The sequence below is a fragment of the Streptomyces sp. CB03234 genome (genome assembly GCF_001905885.1).
Lineage (GTDB): Bacteria > Actinomycetota > Actinomycetes > Streptomycetales > Streptomycetaceae > Streptomyces.
Genome location: NZ_LIYH01000001.1, coordinates 1,039,424 through 1,053,019, shown reverse-complemented (window position 1 = coordinate 1,053,019; position 13,596 = coordinate 1,039,424). Strand labels below are relative to the sequence as shown.

The 13,596-nt window shown below is 73.2% G+C and carries 11 protein-coding genes; 2 read left to right on the top strand and 9 right to left on the bottom strand.

Features of this window, described 5'->3' with window-relative positions:
- Positions 1–41: 41 nt before the first annotated feature.
- From AMK26_RS04740 to AMK26_RS04725, 4 genes are all read right to left on the bottom strand, one after another.
- A complete protein-coding gene (locus tag AMK26_RS04740; protein ID WP_073752192.1) occupies positions 42–476 on the bottom strand; it encodes a DUF5304 domain-containing protein in 435 nt (144 codons plus the stop codon).
- Positions 477–515: 39 nt separating this feature from the next.
- Entirely contained in the window at positions 516–1,640 is a 1,125-nt protein-coding gene (locus AMK26_RS04735; protein ID WP_073752190.1) for an ArsA family ATPase, read from the bottom strand.
- A 386-nt stretch (positions 1,641–2,026) separates the two neighbouring features.
- Positions 2,027–2,476, bottom strand: a complete 450-nt coding sequence (locus AMK26_RS04730; RefSeq protein ID WP_073752189.1) for an SRPBCC family protein — start codon at positions 2,474–2,476, stop codon at positions 2,027–2,029.
- Between the two features lie 75 nt (positions 2,477–2,551).
- The gene (locus AMK26_RS04725; protein WP_073752187.1) at positions 2,552–3,319 is read right to left on the bottom strand and encodes a metallophosphoesterase family protein; all 768 of its coding nucleotides are present in this window, start codon (positions 3,317–3,319) and stop codon (positions 2,552–2,554) included.
- 257 nt (positions 3,320–3,576) lie between these two features.
- Between AMK26_RS04725 and AMK26_RS04720 the strand changes: the two genes are divergently transcribed.
- A complete protein-coding gene (locus tag AMK26_RS04720; protein ID WP_073752185.1) occupies positions 3,577–5,373 on the top strand; it encodes an AMP-dependent synthetase/ligase in 1,797 nt (598 codons plus the stop codon).
- On the opposite strand, the gene AMK26_RS04715 is transcribed toward AMK26_RS04720, so the two are convergent.
- The gene (locus tag AMK26_RS04715) at positions 5,361–6,950 is read right to left on the bottom strand and encodes a GMC oxidoreductase (RefSeq protein ID WP_073752183.1); all 1,590 of its coding nucleotides are present in this window, start codon (positions 6,948–6,950) and stop codon (positions 5,361–5,363) included. The two genes, AMK26_RS04720 and AMK26_RS04715, sit on opposite strands and share 13 nt — an antisense overlap.
- 411 nt (positions 6,951–7,361) lie before the next feature.
- Positions 7,362–8,504, bottom strand: a complete 1,143-nt coding sequence (locus AMK26_RS04710) for a glycosyltransferase family 4 protein (RefSeq protein WP_073752181.1) — start codon at positions 8,502–8,504, stop codon at positions 7,362–7,364.
- Between the two features lie 96 nt (positions 8,505–8,600).
- Here AMK26_RS04710 and AMK26_RS04705 point away from each other — a divergent pair, with 96 nt between their 5' ends.
- Positions 8,601–9,860 carry a glycosyltransferase family 87 protein gene (locus AMK26_RS04705; protein WP_073753036.1) on the top strand — a complete coding sequence of 420 codons (1,260 nt, stop codon included), beginning with the start codon at positions 8,601–8,603 and terminating at the stop codon, positions 9,858–9,860.
- 99 nt (positions 9,861–9,959) lie between these two features.
- Here the strand turns inward: AMK26_RS04705 and AMK26_RS04700 are convergent, their stop codons facing one another.
- From AMK26_RS04700 to AMK26_RS04690, 3 genes are all read right to left on the bottom strand, one after another.
- On the bottom strand, positions 9,960–11,090 hold the full coding sequence (locus AMK26_RS04700) for a hypothetical protein (protein WP_073752179.1): 1,131 nt from the start codon (positions 11,088–11,090) through the stop codon (positions 9,960–9,962).
- 15 nt (positions 11,091–11,105) lie between these two features.
- Positions 11,106–12,137: a C40 family peptidase gene (locus tag AMK26_RS04695; protein ID WP_073752177.1), complete on the bottom strand. Its 1,032-nt coding sequence runs from the start codon at positions 12,135–12,137 to the stop codon at positions 11,106–11,108.
- A gap of 218 nt (positions 12,138–12,355) precedes the next feature.
- Positions 12,356–13,381, bottom strand: coding sequence for a C40 family peptidase (locus AMK26_RS04690; RefSeq protein ID WP_073753034.1), 1,026 nt, complete (start codon positions 13,379–13,381; stop codon positions 12,356–12,358).
- Between the last annotated feature and the right edge of the window lie 215 nt (positions 13,382–13,596).

Below are 13,596 nucleotides of genomic sequence, written 5' to 3'. Positions count from 1 at the left end.
AGTTTTCGGTCGAGCCCCGCTACGGCCAACCGTACCCGGTGTCAGTCCAGGTCGATGTGCTCGGTGGGGTCCGGGCCGCCGTCGTCCCGCTTCCCGCGCCCGGACGGGGTGTCCGGTCCGCGGGTCCAGCGGCGCTCCTGGCCCTCGACGGCGGAGCGGTAGGCGGCCAGCAGTTCGTTGCCGGCGGCCGCGAGGTGGTCGAAGACCTGCGGGTTGCGCTCGATGACCGGCTCGACGGCGGCCTTCGCCTGGCTGACGAGCTGCTGTACGGCGTTCTGGGCGCCCGCGCCGAGCAGCGGGGTGCGCAGCGAGGCGACCTTGTCGGCGACCGCGTCGACGAGCTTGCGCAGCTCCTCGGCGGCGGCGCCGGGGGGCGGGCCCTCGGTGCCGCGGCGGCGGGCCTTCTCGGCCGCGAGGTCCTCGGCGCAGGCCTTCGCCCAGGCGTCGGCGTCGGGATGCTGGGTGGCATCGCTCATGGCGTACTCCTGCGGCAGCGTGGCGTGATACCCCCGACGTTACCGCGTACGGGGCCACAAATCCGGGTCGGGTGAGAAGCGGACGCGCAGCACCCCGTCGTCGAGGCCCGCCCCGGAGACGGTGCAGCGGCGCAGCGCGGACGGCAGCGGCACGGCGCGGCGGAACGGTCCGACCGTGAGCACGAGTTCGTCGCCGCGGCGTACGAGCCGGAGGTCCGGCTTGGCGGCGCCGGGCAGCGGGATGCGCCAGACCAGGACGCCGTCGGGGTCGCGCCGGTCCTCGACGGTCCACTCCGGCGCGGAGGCGGCCCGGGTAACGGGCGGTTCCAGGAGGGCGAGGTCGTCGGCGGTACGGGGCTCGCGCCCGAGGTGGGGCAGCTCGTGCACGTCCCCGAGGGCCTTGAGGTGGTCCTGCTGCTGGGCGGCCAGGCCCGAGAGCCAGGGGTCGGGGGACTCGGTGGGCAGCATCCGGTTGGCGACGACCGGCTCCAGGGCGAGGCGCTGCAGGGCCAGCCCCGCGCGGGCGGTACGCAGCGCGGCGGCGGCGGCCGGGCCGGGTTCGGCGACCAGCCGGACGGTGGTGGCCGGGTCCTCGATCATGGCCTGGACGGCGGCGAGTTCGACGTCCCAGCGGGCGGCGGTCTCGTACAGCCACTCCGCGGGCATCGGTACGCCGGCGAGCTGGGCGAGCATCGGGCGCAGCGCGCGGGCGGCCTGCCGCTCGGCGGGCAGCAGGCGGCGCAGGTAGCGGCGCAGCTGCTCGGGCAGGGCCAGTACGGCGACGGCGTCGGGGGCGGGCGGCAGGTCGACGACGACGAGGTCCCAGTCGCCGGCCGCGGCGTCCCTGAGGGCCCGCAGCAGCGCGAACCGGTCGCTGCCGGGCAGCTCGGTCAGCTCCTCGTCGGCGAGCGGTGTGGCGCCGAGCAGCCCGAGGGCGGTGGCGGCGCGCTCCTGGAAGGCGAGGATCTCGGCGCGGAAGTGGGCACCGGAGTCGATACGGCGCACGACCGGCCGGCCGTCGCCCTCGAACCACCCGTCGGGCACCACCCGGTCACCGGTGAGGAACAGGACCCGCTGCCCGCGCCGGGCCCCGCCGAGCGCGGTCGCGGCGGCAACGGTCGTACGCCCGGCGCCGCCGGGCCCGGTGACCAGGATGGTTCGCATGGACCCCCACGCTACCGGGGCGTTGCCCCCTGCCGGGGAAGGGGTTCCTCCGGGGGCTGCCGCCCCCCACGCCCCCGGGTGCGGCCGCGCCGGAGCGCCCGGGAGCACCGCCCGTGGAGCAGCCCCGCCGGGGCGGGGTTCTCGCGGGGGCCGGCCCCCCGACGCGGCAGCTTCGCGCCGCGGGGCCCCGGCACGAGGGCGCCAGGGCAGGGTGGCGCCCAAGACGAGAACCCGGACACAGGGCGGGACATCCGGATGAGCCGCGCCCGACTCCGGGCGGGGGGTGCCAGCCCCTGCCGGAGGGCGCCTGGCCCCCGCCCGTCAGGACCCGCCCGTCAGGACCCGGCGGTCAGGGCCCGGCGGTCAGGCGCCCAAGGACCCCGCCGTCAGGCGCCGGGGGTGGACTCGACGCGCTTCTTCAGGCCCGCCAGGGCGCGGTCGATGATGACCTTCTCGGCCTTGCGCTTGATCATGCCCAGCATCGGGATCTTGACGTCCACCGTCAGCTGGTACGTGACCTTGGTGCGGGTGCCGCCGGCGAGGGGGGCCAGGTGGTAGGAGCCGTCGAGGGCGCGGAGCATCTGGGACTTGACCAGGGTCCAGCTGACCTCGTTGTCCCCGGTCCAGGTGTACGCCAGGGTGTGGTCGTCCTTGATCGCGCCGGCGTCCAGCAGCAGGCGGACCTTCTCGGCGCGGCCGGCGGCGTCCTTCTCCAGGACCTCCGCCTCCTTCACCTCACCCGTCCACTCCGGATAGCGCGCGAAGTCGGCGATCACTCCCATGACGTCGGCCGGTGCCGCCTCGATCTCAATGCTCGAGCTGGTGTGTTCGGCCATCGCTGTGGCTCCTCCAGTGCGGTCCGGTCCCAAGGGTGTCAAGGGTGTGGGGTGAAGGCTATCGCGTGGGCGGGCTCACCATTCCAGGGCCCAGGGCCTTCCCGTCGCCGCGAAATGTCCCACGTTGACGCACTCCGTCGGCCCCACCCGCATCCGCCGCGCCAGCGGCTGGTGGACGTGGCCGAACAGGGCGTACCGGGGCTTCGTCCGGCGGATCGCCGCCAGCAGGGCCGCGCTGCCGCGCTCGAAGCGGCGCGCGACCGTGTCGTACGTCAGCTCCGGCACCTCCGGCGGGATGTGGGAGCAGAGCACGTCCACCTCCCCGAGCGCCTCCACCTTGGCCGCGTACTCCTCGTCGGAGATCTCGTACGGCGTACGCATCGGGGTGCGCAAGCCACCGCCCACGAAGCCGAAGACGCGGCCGTCGAGCTCGATCCGCTGCCCGTCCAGGACGGTGGTGCCGGGGCCGGCGTACTCGTGCCAGAGGGCCGGGATGTCGACATTCCCGTACGTGGCGTACGTCGGCGTCGGAAAGGCCGCGAACAGCGCCGCGTACTGGCGGCGCACCGCCGACTCGATGGCGGTCTCGCGGTCGACGTCGAGCTCCGCCCACAGCCGGCGGCCGAACTCCCGGGCCTCCTCGAAGCGCCGGGCCGTGCGCAGTGCGACGATCCGGTCGGCGTTCTCGACGCCGAACAGATCCGGGAAGATGCCCCGCGCGTGATCGTGGTAGTCCAGGAAGAGCACCAGGTCACCGAGGCATATCAGGGCGTCGGCGCCCTCCCCCGCCGTGGCCAGGCCCTCGGCGTTCCCGTGCACGTCACTGACCACATGGACTCGCATGACAACCCACCTTAGGCGGTCGGACCTGCGGTTACTTCCGAGTCGTCACAGGTGTGGACTACTGTGCGCGAAGCACCAGCAATTACGTGTGACGCAGCGAACATCTGGCCTACGCCCCTATCGGGAACCGAGTACTGGTGGGTAACGTCCGGGCAGTCCAGTCGTGCTCGCCCCCACCGAGCACCTGCCCGATCTTGGACCGCAACCGGTGCATCACACAGAGCCGTGGCGCCGGCGCCCGATGAGGAGCAGCAGTTTTGCGCGAGTTCAGCCTTCCGGCCCTGTACGAGGTCCCCACGGACGGCAACCTGACGGATCTCATCCGCCGCAATGCCGCTCAGCACCCAGATGTCGCCGTGATGGGGCGCAAGGTGGCCGGCGTCTGGACGGACGTCACCGCCACCGAGTTCCTCGCCGAGGTCCGCGCCGCCGCCAAGGGCCTGATCGCGCAGGGCGTACGCCCCGGTGACCGGGTCGGCCTGATCTCCCGCACCCGCTACGAGTGGGTGCAGCTGGACTTCGCGATCTGGAGCGCCGGCGCCGTGACGGTGCCGGTGTACGAGACCAGCTCCGCCGAGCAGGTGCAGTGGATCCTGGGCGACTCGGGCGCGGTCGCGGTGATCGTGGAGACCGGGGCGCACGCGGCCGCGGTGGAGTCCGTACGCGAGAACCTCCCGGCGCTGCGGCACGTGTGGCGCCTCGACCAGGGCGCCGTCGAGGAGCTGAACACCCTCGGCGCCGACGTCCCGGACGAAGCCGTCGACGAGGCGACGTCCACCGCCAAGGCCGACGACATCGCGACGATCGTCTACACCTCGGGCACCACGGGCCGCCCCAAGGGCTGCGTCCTGACGCACCGCAACTTCTTCGCCGAGTGCGGCAATGTCGTCGAACGGCTCAAGCCGCTGTTCCGCACCGGCGAGTGCTCGGCGCTGCTCTTCCTCCCCGCCGCGCACGTCTTCGGACGGCTCATCGAGGTCGGCTCCGTGCTGGCGCCGATCCGCCTCGGCTGCGTACCGGACATCAAGGAACTCACCGACGAGCTCGCCGCCTTCAAGCCCACCCTGATCCTCGGCGTCCCGCGCGTCTTCGAGAAGGTCTACAACTCGGCGCGCGCCAAGGCGCAGGCGGAGGGCAAGGGCAAGATCTTCGACAAGGCCGCCCAGACGGCCATCGAGTACAGCCGCGCCACGTCCTCCCCGCAGGGCCCCTCCCTCGGTCTGAAGCTGAAGCACTTCGTCTTCGACAAGCTGGTCTACAGCAAGCTCCGCACGGTCCTGGGCGGGCGCTGCCAGGCGGCCGTCTCGGGCGGCGCGCCGCTGGGCGAGCGGCTCGGGCACTTCTACCGGGGCATCGGCCTCACCGTCCTGGAGGGCTACGGCCTGACGGAGACCTGCGCGGCGACGGCGTTCAACCCGTACGACCGGCCCAAGATCGGCACCGTCGGGCAGCCCCTGCCCGGCTCGGTCGTCCGCATCGCCGACGACGGCGAAGTGCTGATCCACGGCGAGCACGTCTTCTCCGGCTACTGGCAGAACGAGTCGGCGACCGCCGAGGCGCTGGCCGACGGCTGGTTCCACACCGGCGACATCGGCACCCTCGACGAGGACGGCTACCTGGCCATCACGGGCCGGAAGAAGGAGATCCTGGTCACCGCGGGCGGCAAGAACGTCGCTCCCGCGGTGATCGAGGACCGCATCCGCGGCCACGCGCTGGTCGCGGAGTGCATGGTGGTGGGCGACGGCCGGCCGTTCGTGGGCGCGCTGGTCACCATCGACGAGGAGTTCCTGGGCCGCTGGGCCGCCGAGCACGGCAAGCCGGCCGGTTCGACGGCGGCGTCGCTGCGCGAGGACCCGGACCTGCTGGCGGAGGTGCAGCGGGCCGTGGACGACGGCAACGCGGCGGTCTCCAAGGCGGAATCGGTGCGGAAATTCCGCATTCTCACCTCCCAGTTCACGGAGGAGGCCGGTCACATCACGCCGTCGCTGAAGCTCAAGCGCAATGTGGTGGCGAAGGACTTCGCGGACGAGATCGAAGCGATCTACCGCGCGTAATCCTCCGCGAGCACCCGGCTCATGGTCCGCTCGGCCAGAGCGGTGATCGTGACGAACGGATTGACGCCGATGGAGCCCGGAACGAGGGCTCCATCGGTCACGTACACCCCCGGAGCGCCCCGCACCCGCCCGTAATCGTCGGTCGCCCTCCCGAGCACGCACCCGCCCAGCGGGTGGTACGTGAAGTCGTCGGCGAAGGTCTTGTTGCCGCCGAAGAGGTCGTACCGGTAGATGGTGCCGTTCTTGGCGTTGACGCGGTCGAAGAGCTTCTTGGCCGAGGCGACCGAAACCTCGCTCTGTGCCCGGCTCCAGTCCAGCCGCACCGCGTCCGTCGCCGGGTCGTACGTGAACGTCCCCCGCTCCGGGTTCCTGGTGATCGCCAGATACAGGCTCACCCAGTGCTCCAGCCCCGTCGGAAGCGGGGCGATCTCCGCGAACACCGCGTTGTCCGGGTCGTCGATGCCCATCACCGGCATGGTCGACTGGTTGGCCCCGACGGTGTCCCAGACGTGGTTGGCCCGGCCGGTCATGACGTTGCCGTTGGGCCCCCAGCCCTTGCCGATGTCGGCGCTCAGCCCGGGCAGCGCACCTGTCTCCCGGGCGCGCAGCAGCAACTCGGTGGTGCCGAGGCTCCCCGCCCCCAGGAAGAGCCGCTCACAGCCGAACTCGCGGCTCTCGACCACCTTCCCGCCGGCGTCGAGCCGGTCGGCCGTCACCACGTACGTGCCGTCCGCCTCCCTTCGCACGGCTCTGGCGCGGTGGAGCGTCTCGATGGTGACGTTCCCGGTCCCCAGGGCGGCGGCGATATACGTCCGGTCGAGGCTGCGCTTGCCGTGGTTGTTGCCGTAGATGACCTCACCGGCCAGCGCGGACCTCGGGGCCGTCCCCTCCGCCTCGCGCCGCATGTGCCCGAAGTCGTACACATTCGGTACGAAGGTGGTCCTCAGCCCCGCGTTCGCCGCGTGCTTCCGCGACACCCGGCTGAAGCGGTACCACTCGGTGGACTCGAACCAGGCGGGGTCGACGGTGTTGACGCCCAGCATGGCGCGGGCGCGCGGGAAGTACGTGCCGTACATCTCGTCGGCGTCCACGTGCGGCAACACCTGGGAGAAGTAGGCGCGCTGCGGGGTGACGGCCATGCCGCCGTTGACGAGGGACCCGCCGCCCACGCCCCGCCCGACGTACACCGACATGTCGCTGTACCGCACCCGGTCCAGCACTCCCGGGTACGGGCTGATGTCCTTGTTGACGACGTCCAGCCACAGGAACGTGGCGAGCGGCGCCTCGGTGCGGGTACGGAACCACATGGACCGGTGGTCGGGCGTGGCGGTGGAGCAGAAGACCCGCCCGTCGGGGCCGGCGCTCTTCCACAGGGCGCCCATCTCGAGAACGGTGGTCCGGATGCCGGCCTCGCCGAGCCGGAGCGCCGCGACGGCGCCTCCGTAGCCGGACCCGATGACGACCGCGGTGCTGTGACCGGTGGCGGTGGCCCGGCCGATCCGGGTGAGCCCGAGGGCGGCGGCGGTCTGGAGAGCGCCGAGGCCGAGGAGGTGACGGCGCGTCAGGTTTGGTGTCATGGGCGCAGCATGGGCGGAATCCTGGGCTCCGCCCATGGGGGGCGCGGGCCCAAATGTGGCCGTGCCCCTGCCCCCCACCGGCCCGCGGTCGGCCACCGGCCGGGGTGGGGCCGTGCCCCTCTCCCCCACCGCCCCGCAGTCGGCCGACGACCGGGGTGGGGCCGTGCAGGGTCGTCCCCGCAGAGGTTGGCGGCGCCGTAACGGCTCCCTTGCCCGTACCGGAGGTAGCCGCCGCTCGGGCACCGCCCCGGGGGGAACCGAGAAAGGGCGCCGCCCCGGTCCCGTTGTGCCCACCCGTTCCTCCCCCTAGGACTTCGTCCTGGGGGGACCCCCAGCGGGACGACTGCCCACAACGGGGAGGGGCCGTGCAGGGACGATTGCCCGCAGCGGGGGAGCCCACCGGGGTGGGGGTCAGAGCAGGGTCTTGAGGGTTTCTGCCAGGAGATCCCAGCGCCACTTCTCCTCGACCCACGCCCGGCCCCGCTCGCCCATCCTCCGGCGCAGCTCCGGGTCCTCCAGGAGCGTGACGATCCGGTCGGCGGACTCCGCCGGGGAGGAGCCCCGCACCACCCAGCCCGTCTCGCCGTGCAGGACGGCGTCCGGCGCGCCGCCCGAGTCGCCCGCGACGACCGGGAGGCCGGTCGCGGAGGCCTCCAGGTAGACGATGCCGAGGCCCTCCACGTCCAGCCCGCCCCGCCGCGTACGGCACGGCATGGCGAACACGTCACCCGCCCCGTAGTGCGCCGGGAGCTCCTCCCACGGCACCGCGCCCGTGAAACGTACCGATCCGGCCACGCCCGTCTCGGCGGCGAGGCGCCGCAGGTCCTTCTCGTACGGGCCGCCGCCGACGATCAGGAGGACCGCGTCCGGCACCCGGGCCAGCACCGTCGGCATGGCCCTGATCAGGGTGTCCTGGCCCTTGCGCGGGACCAGCCGCGAGACGCACACCACCACCGGCCGCTCCGCCAGGCCCAGCCGCTCCCGTACCGCGTCCCCGCCCGAACCGGGGTGGAAGGTCTTCTCGTCGACCCCCGGCGGCAGCTGCACCATCCGCCCGGCCGCCCCGGGCGTCAGCGCCGTCGCGATGCGCGAGCGCGTGTACTCGCCGAGGTACGTGATCGTGTCCGTACCCTCGCCGATCCGCCGCAGCAGCTGCCGCGACCCCGGCAGCTGCGCCCAGCCCGCCTCGTGCCCGTGCGTCGTCGCGACCAGCCGCTTCGCACCGGCCCGGCGCAGCGCCGGGCCCATCAGCCCGAGCGGCGCCGCCGCCCCGAACCACACGGACTCGCAGCCGTGCTCGCGCAGCAGCCCGGCCGCCCGCGCGGTCACACGTGGCGTGGGCAACAGCATTGTCGTGCGGTCCCGGACAACCTTGAACGGCTGTTCGGCGTCGAACAGGGCGGTCGCCTCGGCGCCCTCCCGGCCGCGCTTCCACGTGGAGGCGTAGACGACGATCCGTTCCGGATCGAGTCTGAGCGCCATGTTGTGCAGAAACGCCTGAATCCCGCCGGGTCTGGGCGGAAAGTCGTTGGTTACGATCAAGGTCTTGTGCATCGCATGCCGACAGTACCGAACGGCGCCGCTCCACCGCTCAGCACAGTCCCGCCCGGCACCAGCACCGGCACCGGCACCGAGACCGAAGAGGTATGCATGAAGGGCCACAGCGGCACCCGGCTCCCGCTCGAAATCATCGGCATATGGCTCCTGACCAGGACTCTCCTGCTGCTCCTCGTCTTCAAGGTCTTCGTCCTCCCCGGGCCCGACATCACGACCGACGTCTCGGTGATCTACCAGGGCTGGTACGACGTGCTGCGCACGGGCACGTACCCTCTGAACGACGTCACCTGGCAGTACCCCCCGGCCGCCGCGCTCGCCATCCTCTCCCCCGGCCTGCTGCCCTTCCTGGACTACGCCTCCGCGTTCTTCCTCCTCGTCTTCGTCTGCGACGCGCTGGTCTTCGGCCTGCTCCTGTACGCGGGGCGGCGCCCCGGCAAGTGCCTCTCGGGCGCCTGGGTGTGGGTCGCGGGCGTACCGCTGCTCGGCCCGACCGCGTACGCGCGCTACGACCTGATGGTCACCGCCGTCGCGGTCGCCGCGCTGCTGGCGGGCATCCGGCACCCGCGCGTGCTGGGCGCGCTGGCCGGGTTCGGCGCCCTGCTGAAGGTGTGGCCGGCGCTGCTGCTGGCGGGCACCCGGCGCGGCCGGGTCACGTGGCGCTCCTGGACGGCCGCGGCGGTCACGGGTACGGCGGTGCTGCTGGCGTGCACGGCGGCGATGCCGGGGGCGCTGGCGTTCCTCACCTTCCAGCGGGACCGGGGCACGGAGGTGGAGTCGCTGGGCTCCCTGGTCTTCCACGTGGCGCGGAACTTCGGCTGGGAGGGGCAGGTGCTGCTGAACTACGGCTCGGTGGAGTTCCTCGGCCCGTACGTGCCGGTGGTCTCCACCGCCGCGCTGGCGCTGACGGTGGCGGCGTTCGGCTGGCTGCTGGTGTGGCGGGTCCGGGCGCGCGCGTTCGGTACGACGACGCTCGCCGACGCGGCGTTCGCGGCCGTGCTGCTGTTCACCACCACGAGCCGGGTGATCAGCCCGCAGTACATGATCTGGCTGGTCGGGCTGGCGGCCGTGTGCCTGGTCTTCCGGGACAGCCCGATGCGCCGGCCGGCGCGGATGGTGTTGGTGGCGACGGGCGTGACGATGCTGGAGTTCCCGATCTGGTTCACCCACGTCGTGCACAGTGACCTGTGGGGCATCGTGCTTCTGGGCGTACGCAACGGGCTGCTCGTCGCGGCCACGTTCACCGCGTGCCGGCACCTGTGGCGGCAGACGGTCACCGAGCCGCGCCTGCGCGAGCAGCACGCCACGGTGCCGGCGCAGGCCAGCCGGGACAGGCAGGGCCTGCTCACCCCCTGACGAGCGCGCCCGCAAGGCACGCCCTGACGAGCACGCCCCCGCAAGGCACGCGCCCGCAAGGCACACCCTGCCGAGGCACGCCCCCGCCAAGCACCGCGCTCACCCCAGCCGCTCCCCCAGGTATCCCCGCCACTGGTCGGTGAACGCCTCCGGGGTCGTCGCCAGCACGTCGGCCGAGGCGGCCTCCCAGCCCCGCGCCCCCGCCGCCCGGTAGAAGGCCCGCAGCTTCGCCTCGCCCCACCGGTCGGCGATCAGCTCGCAGGCCAGCCAGCCGCCCTCGTACGCACGCGCCAGGCCCGCCGCGTCGGCGGCGAAGGAGAAGTCGCCGTCCGTCGGCAGGGCGGCCGGGGTGGCGCCCGCGCGGACCGCGTCACGCAGCTCGGGCGCCGCCTGCTCCGCCGAACGCCCCGTCCCCCGGTAGGCGACCCAGTCGGCGAAGCCCTCGGAGAGCCACAGGGGCGTGGCGGCGGAGGTGTGCGCCCGGGTGGCGACGTGCGTGGTCTCGTGGGCGAGCACGAAGCGCTGCCCGAACTCGCCGAGCACCGCGTACGCCTCCGGGTTGACGACCACCCGGTCCGCCGGGGCGTCCGGCCCGCCGCCGACCCGGCCCGTCGTGACCGCCGCGATCCCCCGGTACCCCGCCGCCGGCTCCCCCAGCAGCGCGCCCATCGCCGTCAGGGAGCCCGGCACCACCACCACCACCACCACGCGCCCCGCCCACCGCTCCGGCCAGGCGTCCGACACGGCCGGCACCGCGCGGTCGGCGGCCGCCGCGACGGACCGCAGCCGCGCCGCGTCCTGGCCGACGCCCAGGACCAGGCTCCGCTTCCCCCGTACGACGTCGATGTCGCCCTGTTCCCACAGCTGCTGGGCGGCGCCCTTCGCGGGCCGGTCGGAGGTTACGTACCAGCGGCCGTCCCGCCGCGCGAGCCGCAGCGCCCGCTCGCCGGTCACCGCGCCGTTGTCGTACCCGGCGATGCGGTAGCTGAGCTCGGCGCGCGCGGTGGCCCGGTCGTCGCCGTCCCGCCGCACCTCCGTCACCCGGTACGACCAGGCTCCGAGCGGTACGTCGGCCAGCTCAGCGGCCAGGACCTCGGCGGCCCGCCGGTCCACCGCCGCCCGGACGCCGGCCGTGTCGGGTGCCCGTTCCCGGGCCGTGCAGCCGCCGACGAGCAGGACGAGCAGCGACAGGCCGAGTGCCGCCACCGCCGCACGCCTCCGGACCGACATTCTCCCGATGGTAGGTCAGACCCGCGTGACCGCCGAGACGGGCATCATGCCGACCGGGTCGTAGCGCACCGGCGCGCCCGGGTAGGGGGCGTGCACCACCTGGCCGTTGCCCACGTACATCCCGACGTGGCTGGCGTCGTCCCGGTAGGTCACCAGGTCGCCGGGGCGCGCCTCGGACAGCGGGACGTGCCGCCCGGCGTTGCGCTGGGCCTGGGAGGTGCGAGGGAGGCCGACGCCCGCCTGCGCGTACGACCACTGCATCAGGCCCGAGCAGTCGAAGCCGGAGGGGCCGTTGGCGCCCCACACGTACGGCTTGCCGACGGCGGAACGGGCGGCGGCCACCGCGGCGGCAGCCCGGCCGGTCACGGCCTCGCCGCCGGGCGGCGGGAGGTCGTCGCGGCCGGAGCGGGAGGCCCGGTCGAAGGCGTCGCGCTCGTCGGACGGGAGGGAGTTGAGCAGCGCACGCGCCTCGGCGAGCTTGCGCTCGACGGTGCGCTTGTGGAGGGCCACGGCAGCCCGGCTGCGCTCCAGTTCGGTGAGCATCCGGCCGGCTTCGGCGCGCTGCTGGGCCAGGCCGCGCTGGGCGCGCCGGAGTTCGGCGAGGGCGCTCGCCTGCCGCTCGCTGATGCGGTCGAGGGCGGCGGCCTTGTCGAGGTAGCTGTCCGGGTCCTCGGAGAGGAGCAGCGCGAGCGCGGGGTCCATGCCGCCGGACCGGTACTGCGCGCCCGCCACGGCGCCCAGCGCGCCGCGCATCCGGTTGATCCGCTCCTGGCCGCGCGCCACGCTGTCCTGCACGCGGTCCACCTGCTCGCGCAGCGCGTCCGCGCGCTCGTCGGCCTTGTTGAACCCCTCGGTGGCCTTCTCGGCCTCCTCGTAGAGCCGGTCGACCTTGGCGCGGGTCACGTCCACCGGGGTGCCGGGGTCTGCGCTCGCCGGGGCGGCGCCGAACGCGGCGGCGGTGGCCGCCGCGGCGGAGAGGACAGTGACCTTCGCGCTCCGGGAGAAACCCGAGGACGAGGATGACGGGGACCGGCGATGGGACGCCACGTACCGCGCTCCCTTCCGCTGACGTAAGGCTGTGCGGGCTGTTGCGCGCCAGACAGTAGCCGGGCCACTACGCGGCGGCCAGCGACCGTACGGGCGTCGAACAGCGGCGCCCCGCCCGAGACCACAAGGTCACCGGCGGGGCGGAGCGTCAGCTTGGAGGGCGGTAAACCACCCGATCGGGCGCGCGGTTCGGGCGCGTCAGACGCGCCCGCGCACCATCAGATACGTACGCCGAACTGGAAGTCGCCCAGCCACTCCATCGACTCGTAACGGACGAAGGTGCCGGGCTTCGGGGCGTGCAGCACCTGGCCGTTGCCCGCGTACAGGCCCACGTGCGCGAGGTTGTTGAAGAAGACCAGGTCGCCGGGCTTGAGCTGGCTGCGGCCGATCTTCACACCGTCGTTGTGCTGGGTGAAGGTGGTGCGGGTGATGCTCACGCCCGCCTGCCGGTAGGCCCACTGGGTCAGGCCCGAGCAGTCGTAGGCGTTGGGGCCCTCGGCTCCGGAGATGTACGGCTTGCCGACCTGGGTGTCGGCGGCGGCGAGGGCGGCGGCGCCGCGCTGGGAGGCGGGGACCTCGTTGCCGAGGTCGACTCGGTCGCTGGCGGCGCGGCTGGCGCGCTGCTCCTCCTCCTGCATCTTCGCCCGCTCTTCGGCGGTCAGGGTGTTGAGCAGCTTCTGCGCCTCGGCGAGCTTACCCTGGTAGGCCTTCTTCTTCTCGGCGAGGGTCTTGCGTACGTCCTCGAGGCCGGCGAGCTTCGCGGTCGCCTCGGCCCGCTCCTGCGCCAGGGCCCGCTGCTTGGCCTGGATGGTCTCCAGGGTCTCGGCCTGCTTGGCGCTGATGGCGTCGACGGCGGACGCCTTCTCGAGGTAGCTGTCCGGGTCGGAGGAGAGCAGGAGCTGCAGGGAGGGGTCCATGCCGCCGGAGCGGTACTGGGCGGTGGCCACCGAACCGAGGCTGTCGCGCAGCTCGTTGAGCTCCTGCTGGCCGCGCGCGACCTTGTCCTGGAGGGCGTCGACCTCCTTCTGGAGCTTGCCGCGCTGCTCGTCGGCGAGGTTGTACTGCTCGGTGGCGGCCTCGGCCTCGTGGTGGAGCTTGTCGACCTTGGCCTTGACCTCGCTCTTGCTCGGCTTGGGGTCTGCCTGAGCGGCTTGGGAGGACAGGGCGACGGCAGCGGCGGCGGTCGCGGTGAGCACGGTCACGCGGGCGCGGCTCGGCTGCTTGGGACGACGGTGGGACGCCACGGAGGCGAGCTCCTTCTTCCTCATGCTGCCGCCTGCCGGGCTCAGGGTCGGGCCCCGGCTCCGCGCGTGATGTCCGGCTCCCCCGCGAAACAGGCCGAACCGCACGGAATTAGGCGGTTCCTCCGCTGCCACTCCCGATGAGTGATCAACCGCGCGGAGGTTCGAGGCCAGACCCTAGTGACCATCTTGTGATCAGTTCAAATCCTCATGCGAAA

Bases quoted from the DNA above. Each gene is read 5' to 3' on its own strand.
- AMK26_RS04700 (WP_073752179.1), bottom strand. From the start codon at position 11,090: ATGTCGGTCCGGAGGCGTGCGGCGGTGGCGGCACTCGGCCTGTCGCTG.
- AMK26_RS04735 (WP_073752190.1), bottom strand. From the start codon at position 1,640: ATGCGAACCATCCTGGTCACCGGGCCCGGCGGCGCCGGGCGTACGACC.
- AMK26_RS04725 (WP_073752187.1), bottom strand. From the start codon at position 3,319: ATGCGAGTCCATGTGGTCAGTGACGTGCACGGGAACGCCGAGGGCCTG.
- AMK26_RS04710 (WP_073752181.1), bottom strand. From the start codon at position 8,504: ATGCACAAGACCTTGATCGTAACCAACGACTTTCCGCCCAGACCCGGC.
- AMK26_RS04715 (WP_073752183.1), bottom strand. From the start codon at position 6,950: ATGACACCAAACCTGACGCGCCGTCACCTCCTCGGCCTCGGCGCTCTC.
- AMK26_RS04705 (WP_073753036.1), top strand. From the start codon at position 8,601: ATGAAGGGCCACAGCGGCACCCGGCTCCCGCTCGAAATCATCGGCATA.
- AMK26_RS04740 (WP_073752192.1), bottom strand. From the start codon at position 476: ATGAGCGATGCCACCCAGCATCCCGACGCCGACGCCTGGGCGAAGGCC.
- AMK26_RS04730 (WP_073752189.1), bottom strand. From the start codon at position 2,476: ATGGCCGAACACACCAGCTCGAGCATTGAGATCGAGGCGGCACCGGCC.